Below are 18583 nucleotides of genomic sequence, written 5' to 3'. Positions count from 1 at the left end.
TTCGCAAATCCGCACCGGCTTCGGCCGCCTGACGGCGTCCTCGCCCGCTCGCTACAAACGCTTCGCGTTTGTTTAACGCTCGCGCCCTGCACAGAGTTCGATTCTCCGCGGTATCTATAAGTAATAAAAAAGCAGGTAGAGACACTTCTCTACCTGCCTGTAACTATTGGTGGAGGCGCGGAGAATCGAACTCCGGTCCACGAAAGCCCCCTGATTGGCATCTCCAAGCTCAGTCGCTGGTTTAGTCTCGGACGCTTTGCGCGCAGCGACACGCTCGCGGCGTCCTAACCGGTTCGGTCTTAGCCTGCGCCATACCGATTACGTGCGCAGGAGCATTCCCCTAAAATGACGTCGCGCCGGTGTCGGGGAAATCACCGGGTTGACGCGCCGCTATAAATTAAGCAGCGAGAGCCATAGGCTCAAAAGAAGAGTTGTTGTCAATTCAATTTGACGGTACCCCTGTTTAACGAGGCGAGGAGACCTCGGCTTGCTTCCTCTCTCAGAGCTATCGTGTCGAAACCAGTCGCCCCCGAATGTCGGGAAAGTCTGGATGGCATTGGGCACGAGTACCCAACGCCCGTCGACTTTTCAAGGAACATGCGGAGCAAGCTCCGCTTGTGGAGTGTTATCTTATCACGTTCTGAAAGCGGACAGCTGTTCTATGCACGAGCTGTGAAGACCCCAATGTGCGCCGCACTTCGCACTTTTGCTACCGATCGCGTCACGTATATTTTCGCCAAGCAAAATTGACCCGTCGAAAGGACCGTTATGGATACCAAGCAGCAACTCGTCAATGCCCTCGCAGGCCTGGGCTCAACCATTACCGAAGCTATGGATGTCATCGAAGGCTTTGTCCCCTGCGGACATCCCGCCCTCACGGTATCGAACGCACTCGTCGCGCTGGACGCTGACGATGATGCGGCTCTCGCCCAGCAGCTTGAGACCGTCGAGGGCTTTACCGACCACGTGAGTGAGAACCGCGGCGTGGCCGCCTACCACGGCATCGAGGTCGACCTCGCGGGTCCCAAAGCCGATTTGCTCGCAGCAATCCGCGAGGTAGGCGCCCTTATGCAGACCGCAGGCGTCAAGAACACCCAGGTCAACGAGTGGCTCTACCGCAGTCTGGCAGCACTCGGCAGCTCCGACGAAAAGGCAGCCGAGCAGCTCGCAGAAAGTCCCGCCATTAAGGCCGCGCTTTTGTAAATAGCAGACGCGGGCCCCTTGGCGCATCGTCGTCCAAGAAGCCCGCAAACAGTTCACATCAACCGATAGCCGCACCGCCGCGTTCGGCCAAAGCAAGAATCGGCATCATTTGACGAGGCGTCTTTGCTGCAAGATCGGCATGTTCGAGCAGCTTGCGATCGTTGGTCACCAAGTAATCGACCTGCGCGCGCTTGCACGCGGCGAGCACCAAGTTGTCCTCGTAATCGCGATGGAGCGCTAAGTATTTGTCGGCCAGCCAAAGGTCCGACGCATCCGCACCCACGGCCGTGGCGTTTTCGGTCATGTTCCGAACAAACGCCAACGCCGCATCGCCAATTGCACGGGCAGATGCCTCGTCGATCGCTCCCCCGCTGGCAAGAACGCTACGCTTCAGCTCATGTTGGACAACGTACAGCACGTCCTTGGCGATATGCACCGGAAAGAACAGCAATGCCCCCGTCTCCGCCGCCTGCCCAATAAACGCACGCGCGGCAAGCGACTCGGCATGGTCGACGCAAAACGAATCAACCCATACGTTGGCGTCCACCATGATCTTGAGAGGCGCCCCACTCACTGGATCATCCCCTTTTGGCGATAATGCTCATCCATGGCTTCGGAATAGATTGCGTCCCAGTCGCGATCGTCGGATACGGGCGACGTAGCGATGCCCAGGTCCGCGTAAAGCTGATCCGCCGCCGCCCATGATGCGGCGAACGGAGTATCGTGCGCGACGGTCTGTTGCCGGCCATCAACGGCAGACAGCACTTCCTCGCACTGCCCACCACCCTGTGCGACCTTGGCCACAACCTTTTTGATGAGCTCGGGCAGTGACCTGCCCGAAAGCTGCAGCGCTTCCTCGGCGTGCTCTTTAACCGAGCGATCTACGCGGACATTCACCTGCGCCATGCTGCCAACGGTAACCATCTCAACCTCGCCTTCAGTGTTTGCTAGCAGTGCTAGCACTAGCATATATCCGAGCTAACATCTCGTCAAACAAAAGAAGGCCTGCACCCTGGCGGCTGTGGTGCCGCCCGGGTGCAGGCCATAAACTCAAGCAAAAGCGTTAGCGTAGATATGCCTTTGCGTTGCCCAGGCTGTAGGCGATTGTTGAACCATTGTGCAGCAGTGACGACGTTTGCGGAGTGATCATGCCGGTAATACCCAATGCCAACAGCGCCGAGTTGGTGAGCATCACCTTGGAATATGAACTCGTCAGACGGTCGATAAGCCCCTGGCTCATGCGGCGCAGGCGCACGATCGCAGCGAGATCCGTGTCGGTCAGGATGATGTCGGCGACCTCCTTGGCGATGTCGCTTCCACCGCCCATCGCCAAGCCCACGTCTGCCAAACCGAGCGCCGGCGAATCGTTGACGCCGTCGCCTACCATGGCAACATGGCGCCCCTCGCGCTTAATCCGCTCCACATACGCGTACTTGTCCTCGGGCAGCAGCTCGGCCTTAAACTCGTCGACTCCCGCCTCGCGCGCAATGCGTGCGGCGGTGCGCTCGGAATCGCCCGTGAGCATGACCACGTGCTTAACGCCCAACGCGTGCAAGTCGGCGATGGCCTCGCGAACCCCGGGCTTAAGCGGGTCCTCGATACCGAGCACGCCCACAACGGTGCCGTCGACCGCCAGATACAGCGGCGACAGACCCTGCATCTGGGACTCAATGCGCTCCTTAATGTCGGACTCGAGTTGTGCGCCCTCATCCTCGAATACAAAGTGCGCGGAACCGATGATGGCGCGACGCTCCTCAATGGACGAGGCGATGCCGTGTGCCACGATGTACTCGACGGCAGCATGGCGCTCGCGGTGCTCGAGCCCGCGCTCGCGGGCGGCGTTGACCACGGCGCGTGCCACCGGATGCGGGAAATGCTCCTCCAAGCAAGCGGAAAGGCGCAGGACCTCGTCCTCGCTCCAGCCGTCGGTCGTGAGCACGCAAGCTAGACGCGGCTGGGCCTCGGTCAGCGTACCGGTCTTGTCAAAGACAATGGTATCGGCCTTGGCAAACGACTCAAAGTACTTCGCACCCTTGACCATGACGCCCATCTTGGCGGCATCGCTCATAGCGGTCATGACGGCGACGGAACCCGTGAGCTTGAGTGCGCACGAGTAGTCGACCATCAGCGCCGCTGAGGTCTTGATGAGGCTGCGGGTGGTAAGCGCAACTAGGCCCGCGAGCAGGAAGTTCCACGGGACGATCTTGTTGGCAAGGTCCTCCATATGCGACTGGCCCTCGGACTTGAGCGAGTCGGCCGTCTGCACGAGCGAGACGATTGAGCGGAGCTTGGTCTGAGCCGTATTGGCGCGCACGCGCACCAAGATGCTGCCGTCTTCCACGACGGTACCGGCGAACACGTCGTCGCCCGCGCTGCGCTCGACGGCCAGCGGCTCGCCGGTCAGGGTCGCCTGGTTGACCATGGCGCTTCCCTGCTCGACCACGCCGTCGATGCAAATGGACATGCCAGTACGCACGGCTACCAAGTCGCCGGGCTCAAGCTCGGTGGCGGCAACGCTCACCTCGGTGTCGCCGACGACCTTCTGCGCCTTGTCGGGCACATCGAGCAGCGAGTTGATGAGCTCGTTTTCGCTCATGGCGCGGGTGTAGTCCTCGAGCAGCTCGCCCACGTTGAGCAGGAACATCGTCTGGCCCGCGGTGTCAACATCACGCTTGACGAACGAGATGCCGATGGCCGAAGCGTCGAGCACGGGAACGGTCAGGCGCGGCTGCGCCAGCTCATGAAGGGCAGCGCGCAAAAATGCCATGTAACCGGCCACGACAAACACCGCACGCAGGGGCGTCGGTAAGAACCATCGGCGCGCATAGTGGGCGCCGATAAGTGTGGCAAGATCCATGACGAGCTTATGCTTGCGTGGCTCAAGCTGCATCACGTAACCCGTCTTTGCGTCGGCAATGGCCTGGGCATCGAGCGCACCCAAGGCGTCGAGCACGCCCGCACGACACTGCTCGTCATATTCGAGCGCCATCTGGCCAATACGGCCATAAACGCGCACCTTGTGCACACCGTCGATATCGCCGCTGAGCTTAAGAAGTGCGTCGAGATCGCTCTCTGGCACAGGACCCGCCAATTGAAGACGGGTCCTGCCGGGGATCTCGCTGATAATCGAGAATCTCATAGTTTGTGCCTGGGTGTGTTACTCGGCCGCCTCGTCAGCAGCGGCCTCGCTCTGGGTGATATAGGCCGCCTCGGCAACCATGTCGTCGACATTAGCCTTGGCCTGCTCGACCATGTCCTGGTAGCCGTTCTTGATGCGCATACCGCACGCGATACCCTGCACGCAGGCATTCTTGACCGGAGCGCTGGTAAGCAGCTTGATGCCGGCCGTGCCAAGCAGAAAACCGCCACCGACAAGCAGGGTATTGAACGTCGACTTCTTCATGTTGCTTCTCCCTTTTGCCGCATTGGACGCGGCACGGTGCCTCAGCACCCGAGTAAATTAGTTTGCTCGAGCGCACTTTTGGAAAATAGTTTAGTTTATCTAACTATCAAGTTCAACAAAGGTTAACTTTTTGGAAACTATGGGGGTGAACTCAATATGGCAAAGGGACAGTCCCTTTTTCACATTCCTACAGCTGCCAGTCCGCCGCCTCCTTTTGCAGCGCAACCATGCGGGCGAATTCTCCACCTGCCGCCTTGAGCTGCGCCGGAGTGCCCTGTTCGGCAACCACTCCATCCTTGAGCACAACGATTTTGTCGGCATTTTCCACCGTACGCATACGGTGGGCAATAACGATAACCGTCTTACCTGCAAGCAGACGGGAGAGCGCCTGTTGCACCACGGTCTCGTTCTCCACATCCAAGCTCGCCGTCGCCTCGTCCAACAGCACGATGGGCGCATCTTTGAGCAGCGCGCGGGCGATGGAGATGCGCTGGCGCTCGCCACCGGAGAGTTTGGAGCCGTTCTCGCCGATCATGGTGTCGTAGCCCTGCGGCATGCGGTTCACGAACTCGTCGCAGTTGGCGGCACGCGCAGCCGCAAGCACTTCCTCATCGGTGGCATCACGACGCCCGAGGCGGATGTTTCCCATCACCGTGTCGTCAAAGAGCAGTACGTCTTGGAACACAATGGCGTAGTCGCGCAGGAGTACCTCGGGATCCACGCTCGCAACATCCACGCCACCCACGGTAACCTTGCCCGCGGTGGCATCCCAAAAGCGCGCGGCCAGGCGGCTCACCGTAGACTTACCGGAACCCGAAGGACCGACCAATGCCGTAACTTCGCCTTCCTTGGCGGTAAAGCTCACATCGGTAAGAACTTTCTCGCCGGCGCGGCCGTCCTCGCCCGCACCATATCCAAATGCCACGTGATCGAACACCACATCGTGGCCCACGGGCTCAAATATCTCGCTGCCCCGCGCCACAGGCTCTTCCATGATGGAACGCATGCGCTTGGCAGACGACTCGGCGGCAAACAGCTCGGACATTAACATTAACGCCTGGTCAAAGGGCGCATAGATACGGCTCACCATAAGCAGGAAGGCAAACATCACCAAAAAGTCGACCTGCCCGGAGGCGACCATCGCGGCGCCCGTGACCAGCGTGGTGGCAATGCCCAGACGCAGGATAGCAAAGGCGGAGTTGACCAAAAGCCCGTTAGCGAGCTCGCCCTTGGTGGTCTCATGCTCCTCGGCATCGATCACGGCGTTGAGCCCCTCAAGATAATGGGCCTCCTGGTTGGTGGCGCGGATCTCGCGAACGCAGTCGAGCGTCTCTTGAATTGCCTCGGTAACCTTGACCTTCTCGGCACGCACGCGATCGAACACCGGAGTCATGGGGCCGCGTGTTAGATACAGCACGGCAAAGGCCACGGGAACGCTCCAAAACGCCGCGATCGCCAGCTGCCAGCAAAAGAACAGCGACGCCACGAACACAATGGCGCTTGCGATGATGGCGCCCCAAAGCTCTCCCAGCACGTGGCTGTAGGCGTGCTCCATGGCCTGGACGTCGCCCATGATGGTCTCGGTTAAATCGGCCAGATCACGACGGCCAAAAAACGACAGCGGCAGTTTGCGCAAGCGCTCGGCAATCTCCATACGCTGCTTGCCGCACTCCTCGTAAAAGATGCAGTAGGTGTAGTAATACTGCTGCCAGTTAGAGGCAAAGAGCAACACGAAAAAGACCAGGAGGCCACCCACGATCGGCAGGGCATCCGGCAGGTCAGCCCCGCTGGCGAGATGCTCGACAAAGCCGGCCATAACCAGGAATAAAAAGCCCATGCCGGCCATGGTAATGAGATTCGTGAGCGTGGTCCAGAAAATGCCGCGTTTTACGCCGGCGACGCCTTTATCGGATAGGAAATACTTCTTTTGGAATGAGGCGAACATTTAGGCCTCGCCTCCCTTCGTGACGGCGGCATCCGCGGTCGCTGCAGTGATTTTCCAGCTCGCGGCCTGTTCGTATTCGGCCCACATCTTGGCATACAGACCATTTTGGGACAGCAACTCGGCATGGGTACCCGACTCCTGCACGCTGCCCTGGTTGAGCACCACGATTTGGTCTGCGCCCACCACGGTTGAAAGCCGGTGCGCAATCATAATGACCGTGCGACCCGCCGCCAGCTTGCTAAAGGCGCGCTGGATGAGCGCCTCGTTCTCGGGATCGGCAAACGCCGTGGCCTCATCGAGCACCACGATAGGCGCGCCTTTAAGGATCGCGCGGGCGAGTGCCACGCGCTGAACCTCGCCACCCGAAAGATATGCTCCGCCGGCACCGAGCATGGTATTGATGCCCTGGGGGAGCTTGGCCACAATGTCGTCGCACTGAGCTGCGGAGAGGGCCGCACGCACTTCGTCGTCAGTGGCCGTAGGCTTGGAGGCGCGCACATTATCGGCAAGTGTTTGCCGGAACAGCTGGTTGGTCTGGAACACGAAGGCAACCTGGTCCATAAGCTCGTGCGGATCCATATCGCGAACGTCCACACCGCCTACGAGCACTCGACCCGAGGAGACATCCCAAAAACGCGGGATCAGGCTTGCGCAGGTTGACTTACCGCCACCCGAGGGACCCACCAGGGCGAGGGTGCTACCAGCGGGAACGCTGAAACTCACATGGCTAACGGCAGGTGCTTCGGCACCCTCGTAGGTAAAGCTCACGTCCTCAAATCGCACGTCGCCGCCGGCAGGGTGCTTGGGTTGGGCGGGCACGGAGAGTTGCTTGGAATCCATGACGCTTCGGATGCGAGCCAGCGAATCGGCACTCATCTGAGAGGCCTCACCCACAAACATGAGCTTGGTCATGGCCGTCGGCACCACGGCCGAAAATATCGCGTAAAACGTGAAGTTGGTCATAAAATGCGCGAAGTCCGTCTCGCCCGGCGCCAGCAGCAACGCCACGGGCAACAGGAATGCCACAAGACCATTGAGCGCAGTAAGGTTGAGTACCTGCGGACCTCGGCAGAACGTGCCCGCATAGTTTTGTGCCATGTCGGCGTATTCGGCGATCGCATCGTGGAAGGCCTTAAAGGAGTAGACCGTCTGCTGAAACACCTTGACCACGGGGATGCCGCGTACGTATTCGGTGCCGGTCTTGTTCATCTTGACCAGCGCTCCCATGTAGGCCTTCATAAACTCACCGCCCTTGCCGCCCATCATGGCGGCCATGGCGCCAAACGAAACGACGACCGAGATAAGGCATGCCGCCCCCAAACGCCAATCGAGCGCGAAAAGCAGCACGAGCAAGCCCGCGACCATGGCGGCGGCGCCTGCGATATCGGGCAGCATGTGTGCGAGCAAAGTCTCGGTGGAGGCGGCGCATCCGTCTACAATACGGCGCAGCTCACCGGTGGCGTGCGTGTCAAAGTAGCCAAGCGGCAGCTTAAGCAGGTGCTCGCTCGTAGTCTTGCGGATATTGGACGCACAGCGAAACGCAGACAGGTGCGTGCACATGAGCCCCACGAAATAAGCTACGATGCTTGCCAGCGCAAACCCCACGGCCCACCAACCGTACATCGCAATGTTAGTGGCTTCGCTCCAGTTGGGCGCCACGGCAATCAGATCGCGCGCGACAAGCCAAATGCACACGTACGGGCCAAAGCTCAGCAGCTGCGAGAGCGCCGAGAGCACCATGCCCAAATACGTTAGGAATTTGCGGTCACCGGCATACGCGAGCAACTCGCCGATGCCTCCACCTTCCCTTTTTGATTCCTTTGCCATGAGATTCCTTTCTACGGCTTGAGAGTTAACCGTAATGAACTTATCATTGATATGTTAGCCATGGCTCACAATCAAGCCAGGCGTGGACGTTTCTGCAAAGGAAAGGGACGCTTTTGCAAATACGGCGGGCAGCGACCGACATAACCGAGCTCTACGCACCGCAATTTGAGCAGTTTGGCCTGGAGCTTACCGGCAAGGGCGCCGTCTTTACCGGCGAGGTGGCAAACGACCGGGCGCACGGCCGCGCATGGATCATGCCCCTCTCCCCCACCTGCATCGTCATGGAGCATTTCATAACCCCGACGCGCAACATGCACCTAGCCGAATACACGCCCGAACCGTACGCATGCGTGAGCGAGGTCAGCGCGCCCACACTTACATGCATGCCCGAGGCTGGCATAACGCCCGCGAACCTCAAACCATTGCATGGACCGTGGCCAAACAATGCCGTTTGCAGCTTTATCCAAGATAGCTGTGGCGAGGAATTAAGCCCGCTGTTTGCAGGGGAGCTCTATCACTCGCGCTCGGTGCTCTTTTTGCCTGGATATTTTGACGAACTGGAGCACCGCTATCCCACCGAGTTCGCGGGAATCTTTGAGGCGTTTGCCGAACCATGGCACGAGGAAGCGACGTCTGCCATCTGTCACACGCTGCGCCGGATTAACGAGGACCGCGCCCGCACCGTAGGCGGACACGTCTATATGCAGGGCATCGTGGAAACCATGGTCGCGGAGCTCGCCTGTTCGCGCGCGGCCCACAGGCAGGCGTGGCAGGCGGCAGACACACGCGTCAGCATAACCATTGCCGAAGAAGCAACGGCAATGATTGAGCGCGCGCTCGACAAAGGCAGACGTGTGGGTATCAACGAGGTGGCCGAGAGGCTCTACACAAGCCGCTCCAAACTATGCGCCACCTTTAAGGCCCAAACTGGCGAGTCCCTGGGCGCCTACATTCGCAGACGCCGCATGGAGCGAGCACAGGATCTTTTGGCCGATAGCGCGCTCACGATAGCGCAGGTGGCAGAGCGTCTAGGCTACCCTCAGCAGGCCGCCTTCGCCCAAGCCTTCAAGCAACACACCGGCATGACACCCACGGCTTGGCGAAGCAAGCATCGCTAAGGCCCAAGCTCCCTGGCCGTAACGGAACGATTAATTAGCCGCCGCCCGTCAGCTCACCCAGGATCTAAACGTCAAGATGTGCACAATCAAGCGCCTTTTTGATAAGAGGGACAGATCGATCAGCCAAATACAACGGAATGTTGAGCACCCCGTCGTCGAGCTTTAGGTTCTTAAGTGAGTAGCGGACCCTCAATGGAGTCGTCTCCGCATGCTTGTCGGCATAGTACTTAAGGCTCTTGGAATGAACGACCTCTCCCGATTTGACCTCGACGGGAACGATTTCGTTTCCGACTTGAATCAAAAAATCGACTTCGTGCTTCGGCTTCTCGTTTGTCCAATAACGCGGAGCAGCATCTAACTGTGAAAGCAATGCCTGAAGCACATAGTTCTCGGCGAACGAACCTTTGAACTCCGAAAATAGCGCATCCGAGATGGCAAAAGCGGACGCATCCAGCCTTGCCATGCGGCGCAGCAAGCCGACATCAAGACAGTAGACCTTAAATGCCTTGAGGTCATCGTACGCAGAGAGCGGCACACCACCAGCAGCATTAAGGCGAACCGCCGTGATGAGCCCAGCATCGGCAAGCCATTCCAGAGCATCCTCGTATTCTCGAGCACGAGCCCCCTCGCGCACCGCACCCCAAACGAACTTTTTGTTCTCGCGCGCCAACTGAGCTGGAATCGAGTTCCATATTTGTGAAAGCTTGGCGAACTGCGCACGGCCACCATGCTTGGCAAAATCGCGCTCGTAGGAATCCAAGAGATCAGACAACACCTTATCGACCTGAACGATATCGCCCGTCTCCACCCACCGGCCAAGAGCCTCTGGCATGCCGCCGCATGCAAAATAACGACGAAGATGCTCGACGAGACGGACATGGAAGAAATCGGGCACTGTCTCGATCTGATCCAGGCCGCCAAGGTATTCGTCGTAGTTTGCAGCGCCCTCGGCTTTCAGAAACTCGGAAAAGCTCATGGGGCGCATCTCCATGAACTCGACCTTTCCCACCGGAAAAGCGCTGGTCTCACGGGACAAGCGAACGCCCAACAAAGACCCTGCGCATGCGACGTGATACTCGGGGGCCTCGTCACAGAAGTATTTAAGGGCGCCGACTGCAGAAGGACAATCCTGGATCTCATCAATAATAAGCAGCGTTTCGCCGGGCTCGATAGGCTGTCCAAGTGCCAGGGAAAGATTTGAGATGATCCGTCGAGGATCGCGCGTACCTTCGAAAAACTGAGCGTACTCGCTCTGTACCCCAGGTGACGGCTCCTCGAGCGTCAGATACACAAAATTGAGGTACGAGGTTCGGCCGAACTCCTTAAGCGCCCACGTCTTTCCAACCTGGCGCGCCCCCTTAAGGATAAGCGGCTTACGATATTCTGACGCTTTCCAAGCGTTAAGCTTGGCAATGATATCTCGCTGCATGACCGAACCTCCCGCAAAGAAACTTCCGTAAACGTGATATTTCCCACATTTTACCCTAGGTAAAACGTGACATTTATCACATTTACAGAAGTTTTAAGCTCATTTCGCCACACTTTCATCACATTCAAAAGGCGGAGGCGCATTTTGCGCCTCCGTCACCATCTTTCCCATCAGCCCACCTGACCCGAACGGCCGAGTCGTTGCCAGAACCCGGGAGCCCCGGCAGGGCGGGTGCTTGCTCAAAATGAGTTCCGCACGCAAAGAAGGCCACTTAATGTGGCCTTCGTCTTGCGCAGGACTGTTCGAAATTTTGAGGAAGCACCCGCCCTGCCGGGGTTCCCGGGTTCCCGCTTACGAGAGCGACGTTCTCAGCAACTCGTTGAAGAGCTTCGGGTTGCCCTTGCCGCGACTCGCCTTCATGCACTGGCCCACCAAAAAGCCGATGACCTTTTGGTTACCGTCACGATACTGCTGCGCCTGATCGGCACAGTTCGCCAGCACCTCGTCCACGATCGGCTGCAGTGCGCCGGCATCGCTCACCTGACGCATACCGCGCTCGTCGACGATCTTGTTGGGGTCATCGCCGGTCTGGGCCATGGCCTCAAAGACCTCGTGCGCCTGGTTGGAGCTGATAGCATCGGTCGCCAGCAACTTGGCAAGGGCTGCCACCTGAGCCGGCGCGATGCCGGACTCGGCCAGCGACACGCCCGCGCCCTTAAGGTAGGCGATCATCTCGTTCACCAGCAGGTTTGCGACCGTCTGGGTCTCCTTGCCGGCCATGCCGGCAGCGGCGGCCTCAAAGAACTCGGCAAACTCCGGGTCGCCGGCGATCTGCTCGGCATCGGCCGCCTTAATGCCAAAGTCGGCCTCAAAACGGGCACGCTTGGCATCGGGCAGCTCGGGGATCTCGCCACGGCAGCGGTCGATGAACTCGTCGTCCAGATCGAAGGGCGCCAGGTCGGGATCGGGGAACAGACGATAGTCGTCGGCCGTCTCCTTCACACGCATGACCACGGTGCGCTTGCGGCTGGGTTCCCAATGGCGGGTCTCCTGATAGATGATGCCGCCCTCCTCGAGCACCTCGGCCTGGCGGCAGATCTCGTAGGCAAGGCCATCATGCAGGCTCTTAAACGAGTTGAGGTTCTTGAGCTCGGTCTTGGTGCCCAGTTTGGTCTCGCCGCGGCGGCGCAGCGACACGTTGCCGTCGCAGCGCATGGAACCCTTCTCCATGGAGCAGTCGGAAATGCCCAGCGTCACAAAGATGCGACGGAGCTTCTCCATAAACAGGCGAGCCTCCTCGGGCGTACGCAAGTCGGGCTCGGTGACGAGCTCAATCAAAGGCGTGCCGCAGCGGTTGTAGTCGACGAGCGACTCGGCAGCGGCGGTAATGCGGCCCTCGGCACCGCCCACGTGCACCATCTTGGCTGCGTCCTCCTCCATATGGATGCGCACGATGCGGATGGGCACCGTGTAGGAACCGTCCTCGCGACGCTCGGGCATCTGCAGGTTGGACGCGTCATAGCTGGCCAGATGGCCGGCACGCTGGTTACCCTCGCGCATGGTCGACGTCATAGACGTGGACAGGCCCTCGGCGTTGGCCGAAGCGCTCGCCAGGCTCTGGGCCTCGGCCTCGCCAAACGCGCAGTCGGGGCGCTCGGCGGCACCGCGACCGGTCACGTCCAGATCCAGGTGACCGTACATGGCAAAGGCGACCGGACCCTGCGTGGTCTGGAAGTTCTTGGCCATATCGGGATAGAAGTAGTGCTTGCGGTAGAACATCGAGTGGCGCTGAATCTCACAGTTGGTAGCAAGACCGGCCTTGACGATGCTCTCGATGGCGCGCTTGTTGGGCACCGGCAGGGCGCCGGGCAGGCCCAGGCACACCGGGCACACGTTGGCGTTGGGCTCGTCATCGTGGCTGAGCTTGCAGTTGCAGAACATCTTGGTATCGAGTGCGGTGAGCTCGGTATGGATCTCTAGGCCGATCACGGCCTCCCAATCCTGCAGGACCTCGGAAAGCTCCTTCATTACAGCTCGCCTCCCTTCCCGGCAAAATCGGGCGCGACGGAAAGCACGGGCGCACCCGTAGCGGCATCGGCAAAGCCGCGCTCCAGGGCGCGGGCAAACGTGAGCAGCTGACGGTCCTTAAAGGCCGGACCAACCAGCTGGGCAGAAACGGGCAGCTGAGTATCCTCGCCCAGGCCCAGCGGCACCGAGATACCGCCGTTGCCGCAAATGTTGAGCGAGATGGTGTACAGGTCGGAGAGGTACATCTGCGTGGGGTCGCTAATCTCGCCAAACTTAAAGGCCGTGCGCGGCGAGGCCGGCATGAGGATGGTGTCCACCTTGGCATACGCGGCGTCGTAGTCCCGCGTGATGAGCGTGCGGGCCTTTTGCGCAGCGTAGTAGTACTTGTCGTACACGCCCGAGCTCAGCAGGTAGGCGCCGAGCATCTGACGGCGCTTGGCCTCGGCGCCAAAGCCATGGGCGCGCGAAAGCGAACTCTGGTCGGACAGGTTGGCGCAGCCCTCCTCCTGATAGCCGTAGCGAATGCCGTCGAAGCGGGCCAGGTTGGAGAACGCCTCGGCCGGGCCGATGACGTAGTAGGCGGCGATGGCGGCGTCCAGGTGCGGCAGGTCGACCTCGACCAGCTCGGCGCCCTGGTTCTGCAGCTCCTGGGCGGCGCGCTGAACAGCGGCCTTGACCTCGGGCGTCAGGCCCTCGGCCTCCATAAACGCGGGAATAATGCCCACACGCTTACCCTCGATGCTGTCGTTGAGATGCTCGGTAAAGTCGACGGCGCAATCCTGGCTGGTGCAGTCGTACGGATCGTGGCCCGCGCCGGTAAGCGCGTTCATGGCCAGCGCGACATCCTCGACCGTGCGGCCAAAGGGACCCACCTGGTCGAGCGACGAGCCAAAGGCAACCACGCCGTAACGGCTCACGGCGCCATACGTGGGCTTAAAGCCCACCACGCCGCACAGTGACGCCGGCTGGCGAATGGAGCCGCCGGTGTCCGAGCCCAGCGAGAGCGCGACTTCGCCCGCGGCGACGGCAGCAGCGGAGCCGCCCGAGGAGCCGCCGGGCACGCGCTCGGTATCCCAAGGGTTGTTGGTGCGGTGGAACGCCGAGCTCTCGGTGGAGCTGCCAAAGGCAAACTCGTCCATGTTGGCCTTGCCCATGGGCAGGCAGCCGGCATCGAGCATGCGCTGGACGCAGGTGGCGGTGTAGACGCTCTGGTAGTCCTCGAGCATGTGGGAAGCGCAGGTGGTGCGCGTGCCCACGAGGTTCATGTTGTCCTTAATGGCCAGCGGCACGCCCGCGAGCGGAGGCAGCGGCTTGCCTGCGGCACGGTCGGCATCCACGTGCGCAGCGACCTCGAGCGCAAGCTCGGGCGACACCTGCAGGAATGCCTGGACCCCGCCTTCGCGCGCTTCGATGGCGGCAAGGGAGGCCTGAGCCACCTCGGTAGCGCTAAAGTCGCCGGCGGCAACGCCCGCGGCGATCTGGGCGGCGGTAAGGGAATCGAAGCTCTGCGCCATTACTCGCTCTCCCCCTCTCCCAAAATGGACGGCACGCGGAAGTAGCGGTCGCGCGCGCTGCCGGCGTTTTCGAGCGCGACGTCGAGCGGCAGGTCGCGCTCGGGCTCGCGCAGGTCGTCGCCCATCACGTTGGACAGGCTTCCGATAGGATGGAACGTGGGCTCCACGTCGGGCAAGTCATATTGCAAGACGGGCTCGAGCATCTGGACGGCGTCGTTCAGGTAGGACGTCATCTGGGCGAGCTCGTCATCGGTCAGTGCGATCTTTGCGTACTCGGCGATGCCGCGCACGTCTTTCTCGCTGAGTGCCATAGGCGCTCCCTTCCGCATAGCAGTTAAACCGCTCTAGTATACAGGGCAACGCCGGCTTGGAGCAGGCGCTTTACCCAAATGCAGCGAAAACGTAACGAGGGCGGCGGTTGGCAGGGCGTGGTCCGGCGGTTCTGCAGCGAAACCGCACCGTCCGTAGCGAAAACCGTCCCGACCGCAACGAAGACCGTCGCGTCCACAACGAAGACCATCACAACATTCGACGCTTTTCGCCAAAATCGCGATTTTCATCGAATGTTGTGATGGTTTGGAAGTCCCGACCACCACAAAGGTACCTGTCCCCTTTGTGGTGGTTCTGGAGAATGTCTTATGCCGAGGCTTTGGCCTTGCGGCGCTTGCGGACCGCGTGGACCACGATGTCCAGCAGCAACAGCACAATGGCCACGACCACGATGAGCACGGCAAACTCGCGCTTGCCCCAGTGGCGGCCGGCCAGCGACTTTTGCTTGTCGACGTCCTTCTTGCTGTACTTAGTGCGCACGCAATGCACCAGCAGGCGATGGTCGTTCACGCCGTAGGGCGTGCAGGTGACGAGCGTCACCTTGTCGGCGCCGGGCTCGATGGTCAGCGACTCCATCTCCTCGGGCAGCACGACCTCAGAGTCCACCATCTTGTAGGCGAGCGTCTTATTCATGGTGTGCAGCAGCACCAGGTCGCCGGGCTCCAGCGAGTGGATGTCGTCGAACATGCTCAAGTTGCGCATGCCCGAGTGCGCGGTGAGCACGCAATGCGTCGAGGTGCCGCCCACCGGCAGGCTCGTGCCCTCCAGGTGGCCGACGCCCGCCATGAGGACTTCCTCGCTCGTGCCGTGGTAGATGGGCATGCTCACGTCGATGGAGGGGATCTCGACCCAGCTCATCATGGGGTCGCGGTCAAAGATGAGCTGCTGAGCGTAGGGCTCGATCTGGTCGGCGGGAAGCTCGGTGGCCTCGCCCGCCAGCTGCTCGTTAAAGGAGCGCGCCTGGAGCAGGATGCGCTCGCGCTCCTCGGCAGGCAGTGAGTCCACGGTGCTGGACACCGTGCTGATCTGGTTGAACACGCCCGAGGCTTCGAGCCGGTCCAAGATCCACGGCCAGGTCATAAGGCCCACGCCAATAAGGATGATGACGATGGTGATGAGCCGGTCGGCCCAGCGCGGCAGCCGCTTGCGACGGCGCTTGGGCTTTGGTTGAGGTTTGGGCTGAGGGCTTGAGCCGCCGTTGGCCGCGGCGTTATTGCTCTTCATATGTTTGGCGCCCTGCACCATCGCCGGTCACTCCTCTACAACTCAAGTTGTCTAAACAAATAATAGCCGATTTGCAAGCTTCCACGCCGAACAACGCAGCTAGACCGCTCCGTCCAGTCAAGGATAAGCCCGCATTTGCGTTTTCAAAATGTCCCGAATCGGCAGGGCGATTCGGGATACAATGTCCATAGAAAACGACGCACCCCGCGTAAGTGTACGAGAGCGCGGGCGGCCTAGTTTTCTGGTTTTGTTAAATGCCCGGGATCCGACCCCCGGGCATTCTTATTTGCGCTTGTTGCGGCGCAAATGCCTTCTACCGTCTGCACCGCGCGTGCGCCTACGGACCTTAAACCGAACCTCATACGAGTCAAGAAACGCGATGACGAACGTGCCCACCGCCGCGAGGGCGGCGAGCGCGTTAAGGAATTTCAGCATTTGGGGACCTCCGATCGAGTCGTCGGCCGCCCGCGCACGGAATGCGTCGCAAGGGTATTTTACTGCGAGCACTCGCACTTACAGCTGGTAAACGCAATATTTGCAAACATTTGTTCGCTAATCATACGCTCGATCATACGAGCGACGGCACCCCGGCTGCGCTGTTCAAAAAGAACGGGGCAGACTCCAGTGCGGAGTCTGCCCCGAAAAGAGAATGGCAAAGCAAGAACGTGGATGGATGAGAAAAGTATCCGCAAGTCTCATGGCCATCACATCCCACCTGCCAAAGGGATGGATGAGTGAGCGTTACTCCTGCTCGGACTCCTCAGCCTGCTTACGGCTGCGGATGAGGTGAGCCACGCCGATGCACAGCACCGCGCCACCAGCAATCCAAGTGAAGGTCACGCCGTTGAGACCGGTGAGCGGGAGGCCAACCCGCTTGGTATCGCCGACGGTGATGTTGAGGGTACCATCGTTATTTGTGGCAGTGTCAGTCTCGGCCTCGAGTTTGTTGTCGCCCTTCTCACCATTCGGCGTGCCGATGATAACCTGATTACTTGGGCCGTCTAGCTCATACTTATCCGCGTTCGAGCTTTCACCCGTTGTCCCGCTTTCATTAATCGTGAAATTGAATGCGACCTTATCGTAGTTTTCGGGAGCGTCAGTCTCCTCTACCTTATAGGTTCCCGCACCGAGGCCCGTGACGGTAATGGCGCCATCGACGCCAGTCGTGAACTTATGCTCATCTACTCCAAGAGCTCCATCGGACTGAACGTATTTCCCCACCAGGCTTGGATCCGCCGCCGCGCTCACCTTGATGGTAAATTTCGCACCCGGGAGCGCCTTCTCAGTGCCAAGGTCAACCTTATTCAGTTTAAGGCCATAGGTGTAGGTCTTGACCTCATCGGGCACCGTCGTGCCGGTGTCGGTGGTCATAGGGTTGTTTGAATACTTAAGTTTGACAGTGTTGGTGTTACCCACATTGTCTCCAACGGTAGCCTCGCTGTTAATCTTTGCCTTATAGGAAACGACGATGCAGGAGCCCGCAGCAACGCGTTTCACACTCTTAAGATTTTTGCAGGTCCAAGTCGTTGTCTTATTTCCAGTTGCTGGGTCTACAGATTCCGCACTTTGAATAAAGTCACTCGTCACATCAGTGCCACTCGTGTGGTTAATATCAGCCTGAGCGAGGCCTTTATTCGCATACAGAGTTGCCGTGAAACCAGGCTGCAGCGTCAGGCCCTTGGAGAGTTGGTCGGAGAACTGATAGAAGTACGTGCCGTACGTATCGTAGTTATCGGCGACAGTGCCATAGAGGTTGTACGTAACCTCCTGCCCAACATGAGAGTCGCTGACATCAAACTCTTTATTGCCCTTGGCATTCACTATTTTCTTATCGACAGTGGGCACGTCTTTCTTGGGGGTGACGGTCGTATTGCTCTGGCCGTCAATCACGGCATACACAGGTGACGAAAAAGTATCGATCGACTTATCGGTAACCGTCTTATCAACCGTGTCAGTGAGGAACAACCAGTAGCCGGCATCAAGGCCGGAAAGGGACGGAGACGGGTCGCCCGCGTTCGTCGTCTTCCAGCCGGACACGCCATCCAGGTTGTCGGCGATCAAGCTCAGGACGTTGTCGCTCGCGACCTTCGAGCCGGTTCCAGTACCCTCAGCGTTGGCGCTCAACCAATCGGCTGCATCCTGCGCGTTGTCGCTGGAATAAGTATTGTCCTTTTTCTTGATGGCATTAACGACAGCCGTCTGGATTTCAGTGCCAGTGCCAGCCCACTCGATGCCGCTCACTGACGTGGTCCCGTTGTCCTTTGTCACTTTCGCTTTGAAGATTTGGATACCCTTATAGGTCGTGGACGCTGCATAATCAGGATCATTGAACGTCACGGTCGTGTTGCCCTCAGCAAACGCCATGGTCACCGGGGCCATAACTCCGCCGAAGCTCAGCGCCGCCGTGAGGCCTGCCGTCACTGCCAGGCGTGCAATGTTCTTGCTCATGCTCATCTTCTTTTCCTCTGCTTTCTGCTTGAATTTCATTTGATCTAAAAACATCTGTCTGTTTCTAAGCATCTGCTTCATTACGTCTCGCCCCGCTCTCTGTGGGGCTGCCAG

General features: G+C 59.6%; 14 protein-coding genes and 1 other RNA gene. 2 read left to right on the top strand and 13 right to left on the bottom strand.

Annotated features, from left to right (window positions below):
* Positions 1-167: 167 nt before the first annotated feature.
* Positions 168-531, bottom strand: a transfer-messenger RNA (tmRNA) gene (gene ssrA / locus AAA138_RS01100).
* Positions 532-768: 237 nt separating this feature from the next.
* Here ssrA and AAA138_RS01095 point away from each other — a divergent pair.
* Positions 769-1203, top strand: coding sequence for a hypothetical protein (locus AAA138_RS01095; protein WP_349089239.1), 435 nt, complete (start codon positions 769-771; stop codon positions 1201-1203).
* 58 nt (positions 1204-1261) lie between these two features.
* On the opposite strand, the gene AAA138_RS01090 is transcribed toward AAA138_RS01095, so the two are convergent.
* From AAA138_RS01090 to AAA138_RS01065, 6 genes are all read right to left on the bottom strand, one after another.
* On the bottom strand, positions 1262-1777 hold the full coding sequence (locus AAA138_RS01090) for a PIN domain-containing protein (protein WP_349089238.1): 516 nt from the start codon (positions 1775-1777) through the stop codon (positions 1262-1264).
* Entirely contained in the window at positions 1774-2127 is a 354-nt protein-coding gene (locus tag AAA138_RS01085; RefSeq protein ID WP_349089237.1) for a hypothetical protein, read from the bottom strand. Before AAA138_RS01085 ends, AAA138_RS01090 begins: the two co-directional genes overlap by 4 nt.
* 139 nt (positions 2128-2266) lie before the next feature.
* Positions 2267-4282, bottom strand: coding sequence for a heavy metal translocating P-type ATPase (locus AAA138_RS01080; protein ID WP_349089236.1), 2016 nt, complete (start codon positions 4280-4282; stop codon positions 2267-2269).
* 78 nt (positions 4283-4360) lie between these two features.
* Positions 4361-4606, bottom strand: coding sequence for a DUF6110 family protein (locus tag AAA138_RS01075; RefSeq protein WP_055250999.1), 246 nt, complete (start codon positions 4604-4606; stop codon positions 4361-4363).
* 187 nt (positions 4607-4793) lie between these two features.
* A complete protein-coding gene (locus tag AAA138_RS01070; protein ID WP_349089235.1) occupies positions 4794-6551 on the bottom strand; it encodes an ABC transporter ATP-binding protein in 1758 nt (585 codons plus the stop codon).
* A complete protein-coding gene (locus AAA138_RS01065; RefSeq protein WP_349089234.1) occupies positions 6552-8378 on the bottom strand; it encodes an ABC transporter ATP-binding protein in 1827 nt (608 codons plus the stop codon). It lies immediately after the preceding gene.
* A 113-nt stretch (positions 8379-8491) separates the two neighbouring features.
* Between AAA138_RS01065 and AAA138_RS01060 the strand changes: the two genes are divergently transcribed.
* Positions 8492-9496 (top strand): helix-turn-helix transcriptional regulator, encoded by a 1005-nt coding sequence (locus AAA138_RS01060; protein WP_349089233.1) that lies wholly within the window; start codon positions 8492-8494, stop codon positions 9494-9496.
* Between the two features lie 64 nt (positions 9497-9560).
* Here AAA138_RS01060 and AAA138_RS01055 read toward each other — a convergent pair whose 3' ends face one another.
* From AAA138_RS01055 to AAA138_RS01030, 6 genes are all read right to left on the bottom strand, one after another.
* The gene (locus AAA138_RS01055; protein ID WP_195233721.1) at positions 9561-10925 is read right to left on the bottom strand and encodes an ATP-binding protein; all 1365 of its coding nucleotides are present in this window, start codon (positions 10923-10925) and stop codon (positions 9561-9563) included.
* A gap of 351 nt (positions 10926-11276) precedes the next feature.
* Positions 11277-12953: an Asp-tRNA(Asn)/Glu-tRNA(Gln) amidotransferase subunit GatB gene (gene gatB / locus AAA138_RS01050; protein ID WP_349089232.1), complete on the bottom strand. Its 1677-nt coding sequence runs from the start codon at positions 12951-12953 to the stop codon at positions 11277-11279.
* The gene (gatA, locus tag AAA138_RS01045) at positions 12953-14467 is read right to left on the bottom strand and encodes an Asp-tRNA(Asn)/Glu-tRNA(Gln) amidotransferase subunit GatA (RefSeq protein WP_349089231.1); all 1515 of its coding nucleotides are present in this window, start codon (positions 14465-14467) and stop codon (positions 12953-12955) included. The genes gatB and gatA overlap by 1 nt, the downstream gene beginning before the upstream one ends.
* Positions 14467-14778: an Asp-tRNA(Asn)/Glu-tRNA(Gln) amidotransferase subunit GatC gene (gene gatC, locus AAA138_RS01040; protein ID WP_117805972.1), complete on the bottom strand. Its 312-nt coding sequence runs from the start codon at positions 14776-14778 to the stop codon at positions 14467-14469. Before gatC ends, gatA begins: the two co-directional genes overlap by 1 nt.
* Before the next feature lie 325 nt (positions 14779-15103).
* Positions 15104-16021 carry a class C sortase gene (locus AAA138_RS01035; protein ID WP_349089230.1) on the bottom strand — a complete coding sequence of 306 codons (918 nt, stop codon included), beginning with the start codon at positions 16019-16021 and terminating at the stop codon, positions 15104-15106.
* Between the two features lie 741 nt (positions 16022-16762).
* Positions 16763-18550, bottom strand: coding sequence for an isopeptide-forming domain-containing fimbrial protein (locus AAA138_RS01030; RefSeq protein WP_349089229.1), 1788 nt, complete (start codon positions 18548-18550; stop codon positions 16763-16765).
* Between the last annotated feature and the right edge of the window lie 33 nt (positions 18551-18583).

Origin of the sequence: Collinsella sp. CLA-JM-H32B, assembly GCF_040098065.1 — a bacterium.
Lineage (GTDB): Bacteria > Actinomycetota > Coriobacteriia > Coriobacteriales > Coriobacteriaceae > Collinsella.
Note: the sequence above shows the minus strand (reverse complement) of the source record. Positions and strands in the feature narration are given on the sequence as shown.